This is a genomic window from Globicatella sp. HMSC072A10, assembly GCF_001811625.1.
Lineage (GTDB): Bacteria > Bacillota > Bacilli > Lactobacillales > Aerococcaceae > Globicatella > Globicatella sanguinis.
This window is the reverse complement of the sequence record NZ_KV805704.1, coordinates 14,535-31,497: the sequence shown is the minus strand read 5'-3', so window position 1 is coordinate 31,497 and position 16,963 is coordinate 14,535. Positions and strand designations below refer to the sequence as shown.

15 protein-coding genes are annotated in these 16,963 nt (G+C 36.5%); 3 read left to right on the top strand and 12 right to left on the bottom strand.

Annotated features, from left to right (window positions below; genetic code table 11):
* Positions 1 to 535 precede the first annotated feature (535 nt).
* Both ptsP and HMPREF2811_RS04755 read right to left on the bottom strand, forming a co-directional pair.
* Positions 536 to 2,275 carry a phosphoenolpyruvate--protein phosphotransferase gene (gene ptsP / locus HMPREF2811_RS04760; RefSeq protein ID WP_071408325.1) on the bottom strand — a complete coding sequence of 580 codons (1,740 nt, stop codon included), beginning with the start codon at positions 2,273 to 2,275 and terminating at the stop codon, positions 536 to 538.
* 1 nt (position 2,276) lies between these two features.
* Positions 2,277 to 2,543, bottom strand: coding sequence for a phosphocarrier protein HPr (locus HMPREF2811_RS04755; RefSeq protein ID WP_066126871.1), 267 nt, complete (start codon positions 2,541 to 2,543; stop codon positions 2,277 to 2,279).
* A 349-nt stretch (positions 2,544 to 2,892) separates the two neighbouring features.
* On the opposite strand from HMPREF2811_RS04755, the gene HMPREF2811_RS04750 reads away from it, so the two are divergent.
* The gene (locus HMPREF2811_RS04750; protein WP_066126872.1) at positions 2,893 to 3,171 is read left to right on the top strand and encodes a DUF1827 family protein; all 279 of its coding nucleotides are present in this window, start codon (positions 2,893 to 2,895) and stop codon (positions 3,169 to 3,171) included.
* A gap of 103 nt (positions 3,172 to 3,274) precedes the next feature.
* Here the strand turns inward: HMPREF2811_RS04750 and HMPREF2811_RS04745 are convergent, their stop codons facing one another.
* The 7 genes from HMPREF2811_RS04745 to HMPREF2811_RS04715 all read right to left on the bottom strand — a co-directional run bounded on the left by HMPREF2811_RS04745 (position 3,275) and on the right by HMPREF2811_RS04715 (position 11,157).
* The gene (locus HMPREF2811_RS04745; RefSeq protein WP_066126874.1) at positions 3,275 to 4,858 is read right to left on the bottom strand and encodes a peptide chain release factor 3; all 1,584 of its coding nucleotides are present in this window, start codon (positions 4,856 to 4,858) and stop codon (positions 3,275 to 3,277) included.
* 470 nt (positions 4,859 to 5,328) lie between these two features.
* On the bottom strand, positions 5,329 to 5,955 hold the full coding sequence (locus tag HMPREF2811_RS04740) for a DivIVA domain-containing protein (protein WP_071408324.1): 627 nt from the start codon (positions 5,953 to 5,955) through the stop codon (positions 5,329 to 5,331).
* A 147-nt stretch (positions 5,956 to 6,102) separates the two neighbouring features.
* Positions 6,103 to 7,338 carry an ABC transporter permease gene (locus HMPREF2811_RS04735; protein WP_071408323.1) on the bottom strand — a complete coding sequence of 412 codons (1,236 nt, stop codon included), beginning with the start codon at positions 7,336 to 7,338 and terminating at the stop codon, positions 6,103 to 6,105.
* Positions 7,335 to 8,066 (bottom strand): ABC transporter ATP-binding protein, encoded by a 732-nt coding sequence (locus tag HMPREF2811_RS04730; protein WP_071408322.1) that lies wholly within the window; start codon positions 8,064 to 8,066, stop codon positions 7,335 to 7,337. Before HMPREF2811_RS04730 ends, HMPREF2811_RS04735 begins: the two co-directional genes overlap by 4 nt.
* Positions 8,063 to 8,569 carry a GNAT family N-acetyltransferase gene (locus HMPREF2811_RS04725; protein WP_071408321.1) on the bottom strand — a complete coding sequence of 169 codons (507 nt, stop codon included), beginning with the start codon at positions 8,567 to 8,569 and terminating at the stop codon, positions 8,063 to 8,065. The genes HMPREF2811_RS04730 and HMPREF2811_RS04725 overlap by 4 nt, the downstream gene beginning before the upstream one ends.
* An 8-nt stretch (positions 8,570 to 8,577) precedes the next feature.
* Complete coding sequence (gene coaBC / locus HMPREF2811_RS04720) at positions 8,578 to 9,780, bottom strand: bifunctional phosphopantothenoylcysteine decarboxylase/phosphopantothenate--cysteine ligase CoaBC (protein ID WP_071408320.1); 1,203 nt, start codon at positions 9,778 to 9,780, stop codon at positions 8,578 to 8,580.
* A gap of 12 nt (positions 9,781 to 9,792) precedes the next feature.
* Entirely contained in the window at positions 9,793 to 11,157 is a 1,365-nt protein-coding gene (locus HMPREF2811_RS04715) for a TrkH family potassium uptake protein (RefSeq protein WP_071408319.1), read from the bottom strand.
* A gap of 149 nt (positions 11,158 to 11,306) precedes the next feature.
* Between HMPREF2811_RS04715 and HMPREF2811_RS04710 the strand changes: the two genes are divergently transcribed.
* On the top strand, positions 11,307 to 11,855 hold the full coding sequence (locus HMPREF2811_RS04710) for a cysteine hydrolase family protein (RefSeq protein ID WP_066126720.1): 549 nt from the start codon (positions 11,307 to 11,309) through the stop codon (positions 11,853 to 11,855).
* Between the two features lie 1,188 nt (positions 11,856 to 13,043).
* Here HMPREF2811_RS04710 and HMPREF2811_RS04705 read toward each other — a convergent pair.
* The 3 genes from HMPREF2811_RS04705 to HMPREF2811_RS04695 form a co-directional block, all read right to left on the bottom strand.
* The gene (locus HMPREF2811_RS04705) at positions 13,044 to 13,859 is read right to left on the bottom strand and encodes a Cof-type HAD-IIB family hydrolase (RefSeq protein ID WP_071408318.1); all 816 of its coding nucleotides are present in this window, start codon (positions 13,857 to 13,859) and stop codon (positions 13,044 to 13,046) included.
* A gap of 184 nt (positions 13,860 to 14,043) precedes the next feature.
* The gene (locus HMPREF2811_RS04700) at positions 14,044 to 14,826 is read right to left on the bottom strand and encodes an HAD family hydrolase (RefSeq protein WP_071408317.1); all 783 of its coding nucleotides are present in this window, start codon (positions 14,824 to 14,826) and stop codon (positions 14,044 to 14,046) included.
* A gap of 339 nt (positions 14,827 to 15,165) precedes the next feature.
* On the bottom strand, positions 15,166 to 16,332 hold the full coding sequence (locus HMPREF2811_RS04695; protein WP_071408316.1) for a glycerate kinase family protein: 1,167 nt from the start codon (positions 16,330 to 16,332) through the stop codon (positions 15,166 to 15,168).
* A 164-nt stretch (positions 16,333 to 16,496) separates the two neighbouring features.
* Between HMPREF2811_RS04695 and HMPREF2811_RS04690 the strand changes: the two genes are divergently transcribed.
* On the top strand, positions 16,497 to 16,853 hold the full coding sequence (locus HMPREF2811_RS04690) for a DUF6978 family protein (protein WP_071408315.1): 357 nt from the start codon (positions 16,497 to 16,499) through the stop codon (positions 16,851 to 16,853).
* Positions 16,854 to 16,963 lie beyond the last annotated feature (110 nt).

Sequence of the window (16,963 nt, the reverse complement as noted above, 5' to 3'; positions counted from 1 at the left end):
CAAGCAAACACTTAGTTGAATTTATCCAATTTTTGCCTAACCTCATTAAGACGCAGGTTGAGCCACTCAACCACTGCGCTTTTAAATCATCCGCAAAATCTATCTGGATTGGATTATACATTCACATCACCTCATGAATGATTATCCGTTATCTCCTCCTGTCTGTGAAGCTTTTATTTGTACATCTTTATTTTGTCAAAACTGTACATTTTTATGTTAGCATTTATACCCTCTCGTTTATGCACTCATAAGCTCCAATAGAGTGTAAAAGATAATTCAGCTAAATCAACATGGTTTTTGTTCTTGCAAAATTTGATAACGATACGTACTAAAAAATGCCTCTATACTTTTAGCTATAGGTGAATAGAGAAATTTTCATGCCCACAACATTTGGCAAAGAGACACAAAACATTCATTCACTGTCCTCAACTCATCCCTATATTAAGTCCGTTTTTTTCGAACTTTAAAATGCAAAAAAGAGGTCGAGATGAAATTCAGTGAATTTCTCCTAACCTCTTAGTGATTTAATTAAAAATTAGTTGTTTTGAGCAGCTTCAACCGCAGCATTAACTAATTCTACTACTTCTTCAGCAGTTGAACATTCGTTAATCGCTTTGTCAGCTAGTGCTTGCATATCCGTTAAGTTTAATTTACTAATTAAGCTACGAGTTTTTAATACGCTAGTAGCACTCATAGAGAATTCATCTAAGCCCATACCTAATAATAACGGAACAGCGATTTGGTCGCCGGCCATTTCCCCACACATACCAGTCCATTTACCTTCTTTATGTGAAGATTCAATAACGTGCTTAATTAACGTCAAGATTGATGGATTATATGGTTGGTATAAGTATGAAACTTGTTCATTCATACGGTCTGCAGCCATTGTATATTGAATTAAGTCATTCGTACCAATACTGAAGAAGTCTACTTCTTTAGCAAATTGGTGCGCTAAAACAGCAGCCGCTGGAATTTCGATCATAATCCCTACTTGGATTGAATCTGAAACTTCTACTCCTTCTGCTACTAACTCAGCTTTAGTTTCATCTAAAATCGCTTTAGCAGCACGGAATTCTTGTAACGTTGCAATCATTGGGAACATAATACGTAAATCACCATGAACAGACGCTCTTAATAAAGCACGTAATTGTGTTTTGAACATTTCTTTGCGGTCTAATGAGATACGAATTGCACGGTAACCTAAGAATGGGTTCATTTCTTCTGGTAAAGTTAAATAAGGTAATTCTTTATCTCCACCAATATCCATTGTACGAACAACAACACCCTTACCGTCCATTGACTCTAATACTGTTTTATATGCTTCGTATTGATCATCTTCGGTTGGGAAGTCTGGTGAATCCATATATAAGAATTCAGTACGGTATAAACCAACACCTTCGGCTCCATTTTCTAAGACACCTTTAACGTCTTTTGGTGTTCCGATGTTAGCCGCTAATTCAACATGATGACCATCTTTAGTTACAGATGGTGCTGAAACTAATTTTTCCCATTCTGCTTTTTGGGCAGCATAAGCATCTGCTTTAGCTTGGTACTCTTTAATTTCTTCTTCTGTTGGATTTAACAATACCACGCCTTCTAACGCATCAACAATTAATAAATCGCCATCTTTTACTGTTTCAGTAATTGATTTTGTTCCAACGATAGCTGGAATTTCTAAAGAACGCGCCATAATTGCTGAGTGAGAAGTACGTCCACCAATGTTGGTTACGAACGCTTTTACAAAATCTTTGTTTAATTGCGCTGTATCACTTGGTGTTAAGTCGTGTGCAATCACAACGACTTCCTCATCGATGGTTGCAGGACTTGGTAATTTAACGCCTAATAATGCAGCTAAGACACGTTCGCTAACATCTTTAATATCAGCTGCACGTTCTTGCATATAAGGATTGTCTTCCATTCCAGCAAACATGTTAATAAAGAATGTTGAAACTTCATGTAACGCAGCTTCAGCATTCACATTTTCCTCTTTAATTTTCATTTTTACTTGATCCGTAAATTCAGGATCTTGTAAAACCATTAAGTGCGCTTCAAAGACTTGCGCTTCTTCCGCACCTAAAGATTCTTTAGCAATATCTCTAATTTTTGAAACTTCTACAATCGCTTGCTCATAAGCAGCATCTAAACGAGCAACCTCTGCATCCGCATCTTCAACACGTTTTGTTTCAAAAGAAAGGTTTGGTTCTGTTAAAAGATAAACAGGAGCGATAGCAATGCCATCGCTCGCTGCAATCCCAGTTAATTTAACTGTTCTCATATTAGTTAGCTAAACCTTCGTTTTTCATGGTTTCAGCAACTGCTGCGATTGCTTCAACTTCATCGGCACCTTCAGCTGTAATCACTACGTCAGCTCCTTGGCCAACACCTAATGACATTACACCCATGATAGATTTAAGGTTAACTGATTTACCTTTATATTCTAAGTTTAAATCTGAAGAAAATTTGCTCGCAGTTTGAACTAATAAAGTTGCTGGACGAGCGTGGATTCCTGTTTCAGCTACTACATGAAATTCTTTCTTTTCCATAATACAATACCCCTTTAAGATAATTTATTAAGAGCCGTTTTGAGATTTATCAAAACTGAACCCTATCATAGTAAGAATACCATTTTTTTAAGGTTCTAACAACTATTTATGCTGATTTTCTTTAATAAAACCCTTTTTAGCTCTCTTTGCCGCTAATATTTTGAAGCGCCAACACCATTGTACTACTTTTCACAAGTTTTGAAAACCCTTTTACATATTTTTATTTAATATTGGCCAGCATTCGTAATTTATAGTTATTGTATTAATTATTTTTATTTTATCAGCTTTTTTACTGTTATTTTCAGCTAAATAAGATTATAATAGTAGACAAAAGCAGAGGAGGTTCTACATGAAATTAATCGATGTTACCAATAGCCACTCAGATTTAGTAACTCGCCAACTAGAAAACACCGACTCTCACTCAGTTCGTGTCTATTCTGTTGGGCCTTGTACAGTTATTTATACTATCGCTAATACACATCAAAATATTATTATCATTAATAAAACTAGACCGGTTCGCCAAAGAGAAATCGACTTTGTTTTAGGTAAATTACTCCCTGACACAAATGTAGATGAATTAGAAACGATAAAAGGTGATAACTTCATTCAATTCGAGTTAAAAAATTAAATAATAACCACTAAGCTTTACCAGTAATCATCAAGGGCTTATCTTAATCAGCCAGCAAAGATGCATTCGGTTTAACTTAGTGGTTTTTTTATCGATTCTTTTATTAAAGTAACTGCAATAATGTCACATCAGGATATTTATCTTTAAACCAATTTTCAGCGAATTGATTTTCAAATAAAAATACTGGATTTCCGAAACGGTCACGCGTTAATAAATTACGACTACTTGACATGTTCGGGTTTAAATCTTTCTCGTCGATCCAACGAGCAATTTTGTTCCCCATTGGGGTCATTACAACTTCCGCATTATACTCATGTAATAAACGGTATTGGAAAACTTCAAATTGTAATTGCCCCACAGCTCCAATAATATATTCTTCAGTATGATAAGTCTTATATAATTGAATCGCCCCTTCTTGAACTAATTGTTCAATTCCTTTATGAAAAGATTTTTGTTTCATCACGTTTTTAGGTGTCACTTTCATAAATAATTCAGGGGTAAATTGTGGTAATGGTTTAAACTCAACATTGCTTTTTCCTGAAAAAATCGTATCGCCGATTTGTAAATTACCAGTATCATACAAACCAATAATATCGCCTGCTACGGCTTCTTGCGTTTCTTCACGTGAATCAGCCATAAACTGCGTTGTATGGGCTAAACGCAATACCTTACCGGTTCTCTTTAAGGTGACATTCATCCCTTTTTCAAACGATCCGGAACAAATGCGGATAAAAGCAATACGATCGCGGTGAGCCGGGTTCATATTGGCTTGGATTTTGAAAATAAAGCCTGTAAACTGTTCATCCGTCGGATCGACGACGATCGACTCATCTTTGGTCTCCACTTTAGATGGGGCCGGTGCTAGGTCAACAAAGGCATCAAAGAAAGTTTGAACACCAAATCCGGTTAAGGCCGATCCAAAGAAGACTGGGGTTAATTTACCTGTATTGATTAATTCGCGGTCAAATTCATTACCTGCTTCCGCTAACAATTGTGCATCTTCTAGTGCTTGAGTATAGATGGAAGATTCTTTAAATGAATGTTCCCCTACGGCTTCGCCCTCTTCGTCTAGTGGGATATACGTTTCTTCACCCTCTTCAGGACCTTTTAATTCAACTCGCTTATTATATAAATCATATAAACCTAATAAACCTTTTCCCATCCCCATTGGCCAATTCATTGGATAGGCATCAATGCCTAAAACTTCTTCTAATTCCGCAACTAATTCTAATGGTTCGCGCCCATCACGGTCTAATTTATTCATAAATGTAAAAATGGGAATGCCACGCATGCTACAAACTTCAAATAATTTTTTCGTTTGTGGCTCAATCCCTTTACCTGAATCCACCACCATCACGGCTGCGTCTACGGCCATTAATGTTCGATACGTATCTTCTGAGAAATCTTCGTGCCCAGGTGTATCGACAATATTCACTTGGAACCCATCATAATCCACTTGCATCACTGAACTCGTTACCGAAATCCCTCTTTGTTTTTCGATTTCCATCCAGTCAGATTTTGCAAATTTGTTTGATTTTTTACCTTTTGCTTTTACCGTTCCCGCTTCACGGATTGCCCCACTAAACAATAAGAATTGTTCTGTAATCGTTGTTTTCCCTGCATCCGGATGGGAAATAATCGCAAAAGTTCGGCGTTTATTTACTTCTTTTTTTAAGTTGATTGCCATTAGAAACTCCTATCTTTATTAATTCATTATTTAAAAAAATCAAAGGAGTGAACAAGAAGTAGAAAATCGATTGATTTTCGCTACGTCTGCCCACCCCCGCACTATTGAATCGCAATAAAACAAGCTCTGAATAGACCACATTTTACGCCATTCAACTTCTGCGCCATTATAGAACGCCACAAGACAAGGGAGTAGACCAGAAGTAGAAAATCGGATGATTTTCACTTCGTCTGTCCACCCCCCGCACAGTTGAGTAGGTATCAAACAAGTCATTAAGACGCAGGTTGATACCACTCAACCACTGCGCTCTTAATGAATAAGCACTAGTTTGACTGAATTTTTCAAGATTATTCCCAGCTACTTTAAGACGCAATTTGAGGCCACTTAACCACTGCGCTTTTAATTAACGAACAATAATCTTAACTAACTTTATCAAGTTTATGCCCAGTCTCTCGTCTGTTCATATTTTACTACATCTTAGCAAATTTAACTAACTTTGATTCTGAAGCTGAAGCCGGTTCTTGCTTTTCATTGGCAATCACTTCATGAATTAATTTTTCTAATTCTTTCTTTTCTTCTTCAGTAATACTCGTATTGTCCCATAATTTTTTCTTCTGTTGACGTGGTGTTGAAATCTCCATATTTTCATAGGCTTCAATTTGTCCACTGAATCGACTAATTTGATCTTCTGGATATAACGTATCAAAATCTGTATTTTCTAACATCTCTTGATAAGTTGCCACCACATCTTGCATTTCTTTTTGCATTTTCTTCATCATCTCACGCATTCCCATCCCTGAATTGACGAGTTCATGACTATGGTGTGCAAATTCCTCTTTATATTGCGTCACTTGTTCATTGGTACGCTTTAAAATCTTCTCTGCCTCATCATTAGATTCCGCTACGATTTTATTTCCAGTCATTCGCGCATCTACAATCCCATCTTTTAAAGCTTGTTCCATTTCAATATACTCATTTAATTGTGTTTGAATTTCTGAAATTTGTTTATTTAACGCTTCTATTTGGGCATCTTTTTCTTGTAATGCACGATCTACTTCGGTTTTATTGTAGCCAAATAAACTGCTCGATAATTGCATTATTGCCACCTCTATCCTCTCCATTTCGCACTGATTGCGAAGTATCATCTTATATTTTAGCAAATAATTTTGCAACTTTCACTAACAAAAATCGTTTAATACCGCTTTTATCATTTCAATTTGATTACAATATCCTAAATGTTGGCTCTATTCTTGTTTATGCAACCAAAATGGAATATATAAATAAACCATTAACATAATCAGTACTAGCCATAAAATACTAATCATTAAAAAAGTTTGTCCAAAACCAATTGTAATAATAGTGGCGATATTAAAAGCCAACCATTGAATGAGCAATATAATCACGGAGACTTTTTGTAACGCACCGATTAAGTGGCTTTGATTCGTTGGATAAATGCGTTGAAAGGGATTCGCATCATAATAATGAACCATTGGCAAAATCTGCACTAAAGTTAAATAGAAGCCAATTAACCCCAATCCTACGATTAAATAAATATTTTCCGTTAATAATAACATCACAAAAATAAAAACTAGCAATCTCAACCAAATACCACTAAATGTATTATTTCTAAATAATAGCCTTAAAAATAAGTAATATTCTCGATTTGGGCTTTTTCCGGTTAATAAATCGATTAATTTATCTAAATAAGCACGTCTTTTAACCACTACTTGCGTTTGTGGTACATCAGCAAAGAAGCTAATCCATTTATAAAAAACATTCGTTCTTTCTGCATCTACTTCGATAGTATAATCAAAGTCTAACCACGCTTGTCGATTTTGATAACAAACAAAGAGATAATAGCCAATGGCGAGAGCTAATAAGGCCATCATCACTAAAATTCCCCATTGCCCTAATAGCACTAAAGAAACCACCAACAAGCCACCATATAAAATGGCTTGATAATTTTTACCTAAAGTGCGCTCAGTAAAAATACGACTAAACATTTGCATATGATATAAAACAACTGCTAATAATTGCATTAATACCCACAGATAGATAAACTGACGATTCCAATTGAGTCCAGTCGCAGCAAATGGAAAGATTAAACTCGCTAACAAGCCATTTAAGACTAGAGGTATTATCAAGCCTAATAATGTCCCCTTGAGCCAATAAGGACGCCATTCTGCCCCTCGTGGATAGACATAACTGCGATCGGCTGCTTTCATCAACCATATGGGACGCCCATAAGTACTCAGTACCCCTAGCATTATCCCCATAAACAAGATGAGTGGTGTTGTTAATATCGTAGTGTGATCACCTTGAAGTGCGACTAATTGTTCACGATAGAAAAACATGAAAAATCCGAGGATAACAAATAAGATGACAGAAAAATGATCATTAAAAATCAAGCGACCATATTTGCCCATTTCTTTGATTAATGATTGTAATCTCTTTTGCCTTAATTCTGTTAAATTTTTCATTGAGCGGCCTCCGTCATCTGAACATATAGTTCATCAAGCGTTGCCTCCGGTTGTCCAAATTGTTCTTGTATAGTCTTTAGGTCACCTTTTGCGATAATTTCTCCCGCTTGTAACATTAAATACTGATCACATAATTGTTCCGCAATCATTAAAACATGCGTCGTAAAAATAATAGCGGTACCTTGTTGCGCTCTTTGTTTTAATAATTCGGTGAAATGTTTAATGGCTAATGGGTCTAAACCTAAAAATGGCTCGTCAATAATCATGACTTTCGCATCGGTTACCATTGCACAAATAATCATCACTTTTTGTTTCATTCCTTTTGAGAAATGAATCGGAAACCAGTTTAAATGATTTTCTAAACGGAATAATTTTAATAGCGGCTTTGCTCGTTCCATGACTGTTTCGATTGGTAATCCATAGCCTAACGCCGTCATTTCCAAATGTTCCTTTAAGGTCAACTCTTCGTACAAAACAGGTGTTTCTGGGATATAGGCTAATTGTTGAGAGAATTGCGATTGATGTTCATTTATCGTTTGATTGCCAATTGTAATTTGCCCTTCAATGGGTTTGATTAAGCCTAAAATCGTTTTAAGTAAGGTTGACTTACCAGCGCCATTTAGTCCTATTAAACCCACTATTTCACCATAAGGGATGGTAAAATTAATCTTTTTTAAAACGGGAATCCCTCGATAACCGCTACTCATATTTTTTACTACTAAACTCATCTTGTCATCCTATCTTCCTGATAATATTGATATGCGACGCGTGTGCGTCCATCTGGTAAATAAATAATGCCACAATATTGAAATCCTAATTTGGTTAATAATTGTCGCATCGGTCGATTTAATTCATGGGTATCAATTTTAATATTTGGATAGTGGTTCATGACCCATTGGATACATTGTTGGCCGATACCTTGTTTGTCATATTTTGAAACGATTCGGTGAATCGTGACATAAGATAAATCATTTAACCATTGACCTTCTTCGATGACCTGATAGGTCGGATCGTCCCCCATTAATAGGTAAAAAGTCCCTACCATTTCTTCTGTGTCATTGAAACATACATAGGACGTACCGCTATTGATATCGGCTGTCAATTGTTCGATACTCGGATACCCTGGTAGCCATTGATTAGGATTACCCGTTGCTATTTGTTTTTGGCGACCAATCTCAAATATCTCTTTCATCTCTGGTATATCGGCTAAAGTTGCTGATCGTATTTTCATCTATTAATCTACCCCATTATTACTTGCCAAATTTGGTAAGCTAATTCTTTTTTAGTTCCATATTCTAAAGGAACCACACGGTCATCTTTACCTATTAATGTTACTTGATTATGATCTGAACTAAATCCGGCATCTTTTCTAGAGACATCATTCGCCACAATCCAATCCGCTTTTTTACGTTCTAATTTACCTTTGGCGAATTCTAGTACATTATGTGTTTCAGCTGCAAAGCCAACTACAATCTGTCCAGGTTCCTTATGCTGTCCTAAATAAGCCAAAATATCAGGGTTTTCAACTAAATCCAAGGTTAACCCCTCTTGATCGGCTTGTTTTTTAATCTTTTGGGACACTTGATTTTTAACCCGATAATCGCTCACTGCAGCGGTCATAATGGCAATGTCATTCTCCTTTAACGCTTGTTGCATTACTTCAAACAATGATTGAGCACTCTCAACGTATTGGATGTCGACACCTGTTGGCACTGTTAAATTGCGAACGGTCGACACGAGCGTTACCTTTGCGCCTAGATGTACAGCTGCTTCTGCCAATGCGTACCCCATCTTACCGCTGGAATCATTCGTTATATAACGCACCGGATCAATGCGCTCACGCGTTCCTCCAGCAGAAATTACCACGTTCTTATCTTTTAAAAGTTGAGTTAATTCGTTTTGAGCTACTAATTTTTCTAATTCAGAGACGATAGCGGTTAATTCTGGTAAGCGACCGACTCCTTCATATCCTTCTGCTAAGAATCCTTTATCTGGAAACATCACTTGGTGACCATCTTGTTTTAATTGATTGATATTACGTTGGGTGGCTGGATTATAAAACATATTGGTATTCATCGCTGGCACGATTAGTCTTGGACAATGCACCGCTAATAAGGTGGTTGAAACAATTTCGTCTGCCAAACCATGTGCCATTTTCGCTAAAACATTGGCTGTAGCTGGTGCCACCAAAACATAATCACACCAATCAGCCATGTGAATATGTTGAACAATCGACGGATCTTTTTCATCAAATGTATCAAGTAAAACTGGATTTTTAGTTAATGTTTGCATCGTTAAAGGCGTAATAAACTCCGTTGCAGCCTGACTCATCACCACGCGTACTTCGGCACCTTTTTTGATCAATTGACGACTGAGTTCCGCCATCTTATAACTCGCAATACCACCGGTAATAAACAATCCAATTTTCTTGTTTGTTAACATGATAATCCCTTCCTATCCGATATAAATATCTGCATTGGCATAATGAATATTGCGTTTCGTTTTAGACATTATGCTTAATAAAATCGTTGCTGGTCCGACACGTCCAATAAACATTAAACTCATGATAATAATACGACCGATTGTATCTAACTCTGAAGTTAAATTCATCGTTACTCCCACCGTTGCAAGCGCACTGGCTACTTCAAACAATAGATTAAAAGGCTCTAGATGTGTTTGCGTCGTCATTAATAATGCCCAACCTAACATAAAGGCTGTAAAGAAAAAAATTAAGACGACAATTGTTTGTTTAATCACTTCATCACGAATCGTACGACGTCTAAACTGAATCTCTCTTTGACCATTTAATTCGGCTTTAAATAATAAAACTAAAATAGCTGCGGTGGTAATTTTAAAACCACCCGCCGTCCCACCAGGTGCGCCCCCAATCACCATTTGCATAATATAAAGCAGATTGGTAATGGGACGAGTTAGCGTATAATCCAAAGTGGAAAAACCAGCCGTTCTCATCGATACTGTTTGAAAAAAACTAATCAATAGTTGTTGGGGTAAACTATATTTAGCCAAGGTATTTGGATTGCCATTTTCTGTCAACCATGTTAGAAATGTCCCTAATGTTAGTAAAATACCCGTTGATAAAAAAACTAAGCGCGCATGCGTACTTAATTTTTTTAAAGCAATGCGAAACACTCTAGTACTGGATTTATAATATTCCTTAACGATATTGATGACTTCAAACCATACGATAAAGCCAATACCTCCGGCAATAATTAAACTCGCAATGGTTAAATTTAAGACCACATTGGTTACTTCACCTTGTAAACTGATACTGCCTAAATTATCAAATCCCGCATTACAAAAAGCTGAAACGGCAATAAAAACCGAGTTAAAAATTCCTTTGAACCAGCCATAACGTGGCACAAAAATAAAAGTTAAAATAAAGGCTGCTATTCCTTCTATAGAGAAAGTAAATAAATAAATCGATTTTAGTAATGGTTTTAACTCTAGATTATGCTCATTACTAAAACTCGCCTGTAATGTATATTGTTCTTTTAACGACAATTTTTTCTTCAAATACAAGGCACTCGCTGATAACATGGTAATCAGGCCTAAACCACCAATTTGCATCAGAATGATACAAATGATTTGCCCATAGGTATTATAGACATCACCAACAGTCAAAACCGTCAAACCCGTCACACAGACCATCGATACGGTGGTAAACAAATGATCTAAATAGACCGTTTGTACTCCGGGCTGATGCATTATAGGTAATGATAATAAAATACTTCCTACAACTACCACTAATGCAAAGCTCAAAGTTAATCTTTGAGGGATGGTCAACTTCTCAATAAACATTCAATTTCCCTACTCTTTCTCGTTCAAATAATATTACTTTCAATAAGGTATATAATACAAGAAAAAATATGAATTATCAAACGGCATCCTTGCCAATAAATCCCCTTTCAGTTATAGTTGAATTAAAAGTTTTAAGGAGTTTATCGACAATGAAAAAAGCTTTATTAAACATTGATTATACCTATGATTTTGTTGCTACTGAAGGAAAATTAACTTGTGGGGAACCTGGTCAAGTTCTTCATGATTATATTCTGAATTTAACGAAAGAGTTTGTTGAGCAAGGTGATTATGTTGTTTTCCCAATTGATTTACACTATGAAAATGATCCATATCATCCAGAAACTCAATTATTCCCACCCCATAATATTGCTGGCACAGAGGGGCGTTTATTATATGGCGATTTAGAAGCTTATTATCAATCCGTTAAGGATCGTGAAAATGTCTATTATATCGATAAAACACGCTATTCTGCTTTTGCAGGAACCGATTTAGAGTTACGCCTTCGCGAAAGAAACATTGAAGAAATCCATTTAGTGGGGGTATGTACTGATATTTGCATCTTGCATACAGCAGTCGATGCTTATAATAAAGGTTTCAAAATTGTCATTCATGAACAAGGTGTCGCTAGCTTCAATCAAGCAGGACATCAATGGGCCCTAGGCCACTTTAAAGATTCATTAGGGGCCACCATCGTTTAAGGTGTTTAACTTTATGATGGAAAATTATTTTCTCCATTAAGAACCCTATTTTGGAACTTTGATTGATAGAAAAATTGGCTATGAAGTAGCATATCAAATGAGTTTCAATTTGTCTGTCAGCCCCGCACAGTTGGGAGTAGACCAGAAGTAGAAAATGAACTGATTTTCGCTTCGTCTGTTCACCTCAGGACAGTTAACTTTTTAAAATACGCATGTTTTATGTTGTGGTATATTTTATTAGCTCATGTGCTAAAATATATATAAAACTATGAATATGTACATTTTTTGCTTGTAAACAAAAGGGAGTGGACAAGAAGTAGAAAATTGAATAATTTTCGCTTCGTCGGCCTACCCCCCGCAAAGTTGGGAGTAGACCAGAAGTAGAAAACCAAATGATTTTCGCTTCGTTGGCCTACTCCCGCACAGTTGAGTAGGTTTCAAACAAGTTTAGGGACGCAGTTTGAGGCCACTCAACCACTGCGCTCTAATTATTGAGCAATAACTCGATTGAATTTATCAACTTTATCCCAAACCACATTAAGACGCCAGTTTGAGGCCACTCAACCACTGCGCTTTTACTTGCCGAGGAATAAGTTGATTGAATTTTTCAAATTTTTACCTTACCTAATTAAGACGCCATTTGAGACCACTCAACCACTGTGCTTTAAAATATCGAGCAATCACTTGATTGAATTTATCAAATTGATACCTCACCTCCTTAAGACGCAGATTGAGGCCACTCAACCACTGCGCTATTATATATCGAGCAATCACTTGATTGAATTTATCAAATTGATACCTCACCTCCTTAAGACGCCATTTGAGGCCACTTCAACCACTGCGCTATTAATTAATGAACAATAATCTTAACTAAATTTATCAAGTTTATGCCCAGCCTCTGGTTTATTATAATAGAAATGTTAATTGCTTGAGATTGGGAGTGGGTGCTCAGTTGAAACAAGAATTTTTCAAGTTTTCTCTCCTACTATCTTATGGTGTTTCTGAACATCTACTTTCCGAAGCAAAATGCCTGACGTCACTTATTCAATTCTAAACATCTATTTCGCGAAACATATCCTCATACGCCACTCATCCTGTTCTCAGCATCCGTTTTACGATACAGAATATCTTTTAGTATATTCATATTATCTGAACGATTTAATCGTCTAATTTCATAAACCCAATTTTCTAATTTTCAAAAAATAGTTTTTCTAAGGTTGTTAAGACACCTTGTTTCTCATTCGACGGGCAGGTGGCTTTAGCAACTTCTTTGACTTCGTCCGGCGCATTTTCCATGGCATAACTCCGACCACAATATTGAAGCATTTCAACGTCATTACCTCCATCACCAAAGGCTACACATTGTGCTGCTGTTAATCCCCAACGCTCTACTAAACGCTGAATACCAGAAGCTTTATGACATCCAGGTAGAATTAAATCAATATAGCCATATCCACTTCCTGTAGGTACTATTTTACCCGCTAACTTTTCACTAAATAATTGCAGATATTTTTCTGTATCCTCAACGTTTACCCGAAAACCAAATTTTAAAATTTCATCTTTAACTGCTTTTAAATCATCGACCCATTGAAGACGTGGATAATAAAGTGCCATATCATCAAAGAAAGCTTGACTAATTTTACCTCTTTCGACATAGGCAGAGTTTACTCCACACAGAACATATTGAATTTCTGGATATTGATCACAAAAATCAATAATATCATGGACAATGGTTCGCTCAATGTTGGCGTTAAATACTAACTCCGTTTGATCTTTTACAAAGGCACCATTCTCAGCAACAAAACTGATTTCTTCATGGTAACCTGGAAATAAGCTGCGTAGCTGGTAATATTGATTGCCACTAGCGACAACAAAATGACAATCAATCGTCTTCATATGCTCTAGTAATGCCTTAAAACGGTCGACATCATAGGTGTAATCAGAACGGACAAATGTTCCATCCACATCTACTGCCACTAATTTAATCTCTTTATCAGCCTTCATTTTTCTGCCTCCTATAATGAGTTTAATTACATTTTACCGGATTGTCATGATAAAGTCCGTTGCAAAGACAGCTTGAGGTCTGTTCATAAAACCACAAAACTTCTTTATTAAGTGTCGTCAATCTATTACCCTCGTTTAGCTTGAAGAATTACTACAACATCAGCTCTATCTATCATCATCCTTATTAATCAATTAATCCGATTGCTTTACAATAGGTATAGACTCCATCATCTGCTACATCACCGCAGATTGCATGAGATACCGCCTTTAAATCATCTGAAGCATTGTCCATCGCTACTGCATGCCCGACTGCTTCAAACATCGCAATATCATTATTACCATCACCAAAAGCCATCGCTTCCTCTTTGGTTAAGCCATAATAATCCAAAATCGCTTGAGTACCTCTTCCTTTGCCGCCATTCTTTGGAATAATATCGACCGCTCGGTCCCACCACGCAGTGATTTTCGCATCTTGAACTTTATGTAAAGCCATTTCGTATTGTGCCTGCTTAATTGGCATTAAAACTTGGTAAATCGTTTCCTTTTGTAAAATGTCATCAAAATCTGGATCAACCGTTAATTCTATACCACCAAAACCATAATATTCTTGTAAATCGGTATCTAAACCATTTGCAGCATTACGGTATTGGGTTGCAATCGTCATGGGTTTTTGAAGCTGATTTGCATTGGCTAACAATTGATAAACATCTTGTTTTGCGAGCGGATTCGACAATATGGGCTCATCTGGAGTGAAACATAAAGAGCCATTAAACGTTAAATAAGCATCGAAATTAACCCCCTCAATTTTGGGTAATTGAATAGGAGATCTACCGGTCGCAATTACTATTTTAATGCCTTTTTCTTGTAATTGACGAAGCGTTTCAACCACCTTTGGTGTTCTCTTTTTTCGTTTCATATCAATTAAAGTACCATCAACATCAAAGAATATAATTTTAATTTGCTTCATCTTCTCATCCTTTCAAACTCACATTAACATCTTAGTATACCATGAAAACTAAATTCCATAGAGAAAAACCACCTAATTGGCGCTAAACTAGGTGGTTCCATTGTGTGTATCCATTTTAGGAGTGTATCCTCGGCATCAAATGTTTTAAATTCAAAGAGCTTAGCTTTATTTTGATAACGATTGTGGCGACTAAAACAGTGGGATATTCGTAGCATAAGGTTGAGATGACTTAAACTATTTTCTGTTCAGCGCCATAATGATGAGGCTACTCAATCTTTGCAAGCTTTATAAAACAATGATTGTTACTTCTAATATTTATAAAACTCCTTTTCAAATCAGTTATACCGATTTTCTATTATTATTGTTTTCAACTAATGCTCCATAAATTGAGATGGCATTTTTAGCAGTGGCTTCTACTAACTTGGGGGTTTGTTGTATCGCCTGTTCTAAAGTCATTGGTTGATTGATAATATCAAATACACCTGCAATCCCCGCCTGATAAACAGCTTCAATATCTAAAGATTGTGACCCCACAATCGCAATCGTGGGTACACTATACTTTTTAGCAATTCTAGCAATCCCAATCGGTGTTTTACCATTAAGTGACTGGCCATCTATTCTACCTTCACCCGTTATGACGAGGTCCGCCATTTGAATTGCTGGTTCAATTTCTATCAGCTGTAAAATCTCATCAATGCCACTTTTGGAGGTTGCATTTAAAAAAGCCATCAATCCCGCTCCTAATCCACCCGCAGCGCCTGCGCCAGGGATAGAAGCAAAATCACGATTGTAGACTTCTTTTAGTTTTTCAGCATAATGTTGTAATCCCTCATCCAGAATTTTGATTTGATTCGCTTTAGCTCCTTTTTGAGAGCCAAAAACTTTAGCTGCACCATTCTCTCCACATAAAGGATTGTTGACGTCAGATAAAATTATAATCTCGATAGTTTTAGGATTGACTTTCATTTTGGTTAGATCAATTTGCGCAATTGCTTTTAAGTTTTGGGCATTACCACTTAATGCTTGATCCTTACCATCTAGGAACTTAACACCTAAAGCTTGCGCCATTCCCATCCCCCCATCATTAGTAGCAGAACCTCCGATTCCAATATATATTTTTCTAACACCTCGATTGATGGCATCTAAAATCAATTGTCCTGTACCAAAAGTCGTAGCTTTCATAATATTTTGCTTGTCCTCGCGAACTAATGTTAATCCGGAAGCTTGAGCCATTTCAATAATAGCTGTTTGTCCTTGTTCAATTAAACCATACATGGCTTGAACGGTCTCATTTAGTGGTCCGCGAACTGGCAAGGTCACTTTTTCTCCCGGTAGAGCTGCCATCACTGCTTCAACCGTTCCTTCACCCCCATCAGCAATGGAGAATATATGTGTCTGGTATTCTGGATATAGACTATGAATCCCTTTTGCTATATAACTTCCTACTTCCTTAGAAGTAGCACTCCCTTTAAAAGAATCTGAGGCAATGATGATCTGCTTACTCATTTTTACCCTCCTAACTGAACGCTATTACGATTTGTCTTGATTAAATTATACTATAGATTGACTGCTTCACGACAATTTATCGCAAAAGATTATTTGATAAAATTTTAGTCCAATAATCTCTTGTTTAAAATGTTTTTCGAAATGCTGGCGTATTTATTATAGAGGTGAGACTAATCGACACGAATAATCTTAATGATGAACTAGTTAAAGTATTCATTAATCGTCTTAAAAACATTGCTAACTCTCTTAGTTTTGAGGAAGCAACCAAACAAATCTGCACGTTATTTGGTACAGTAAACTTGAAAGAATATATTATCGATACCGAAGAAATTGAATACATTTTACAAGTCAAACGTGGACAAAGAGAAGCTAACCGGTTTAGTATGCATCTTCGTTTTAAAGAAACACATCACCACTTAGTGAGAATTGATATTGATCCTAATATCGCTCACAATAATCCTGATGGAAGAAATATAAAAGGAAGTCATATCCATATTTATAAAAATAGCTCTCCCACTTAAAAAAATTTATTTGCCTACCCCCGCACAGTTGGGAGTGAACTAGAAGTAGAAAATTGAATAGTTTTCGCTTCGTCTGTTCACCCCCGCATAGTTGAGTAGGCCTCAAACAA

Coding starts and splice junctions, on each gene's coding strand:
- ptsP (WP_071408325.1), bottom strand. CDS start 2,275: ATGAGAACAGTTAAATTAACTGGGATTGCAGCGAGCGATGGCATTGCT.
- HMPREF2811_RS04755 (WP_066126871.1), bottom strand. CDS start 2,543: ATGGAAAAGAAAGAATTTCATGTAGTAGCTGAAACAGGAATCCACGCT.
- HMPREF2811_RS04750 (WP_066126872.1), top strand. CDS start 2,893: ATGAAATTAATCGATGTTACCAATAGCCACTCAGATTTAGTAACTCGC.
- HMPREF2811_RS04745 (WP_066126874.1), bottom strand. CDS start 4,858: ATGGCAATCAACTTAAAAAAAGAAGTAAATAAACGCCGAACTTTTGCG.
- HMPREF2811_RS04740 (WP_071408324.1), bottom strand. CDS start 5,955: ATGCAATTATCGAGCAGTTTATTTGGCTACAATAAAACCGAAGTAGAT.
- HMPREF2811_RS04735 (WP_071408323.1), bottom strand. CDS start 7,338: ATGAAAAATTTAACAGAATTAAGGCAAAAGAGATTACAATCATTAATC.
- HMPREF2811_RS04730 (WP_071408322.1), bottom strand. CDS start 8,066: ATGAGTTTAGTAGTAAAAAATATGAGTAGCGGTTATCGAGGGATTCCC.
- HMPREF2811_RS04725 (WP_071408321.1), bottom strand. CDS start 8,569: ATGAAAATACGATCAGCAACTTTAGCCGATATACCAGAGATGAAAGAG.
- coaBC (WP_071408320.1), bottom strand. CDS start 9,780: ATGTTAACAAACAAGAAAATTGGATTGTTTATTACCGGTGGTATTGCG.
- HMPREF2811_RS04715 (WP_071408319.1), bottom strand. CDS start 11,157: ATGTTTATTGAGAAGTTGACCATCCCTCAAAGATTAACTTTGAGCTTT.
- HMPREF2811_RS04710 (WP_066126720.1), top strand. CDS start 11,307: ATGAAAAAAGCTTTATTAAACATTGATTATACCTATGATTTTGTTGCT.
- HMPREF2811_RS04705 (WP_071408318.1), bottom strand. CDS start 13,859: ATGAAGGCTGATAAAGAGATTAAATTAGTGGCAGTAGATGTGGATGGA.
- HMPREF2811_RS04700 (WP_071408317.1), bottom strand. CDS start 14,826: ATGAAGCAAATTAAAATTATATTCTTTGATGTTGATGGTACTTTAATT.
- HMPREF2811_RS04695 (WP_071408316.1), bottom strand. CDS start 16,332: ATGAGTAAGCAGATCATCATTGCCTCAGATTCTTTTAAAGGGAGTGCT.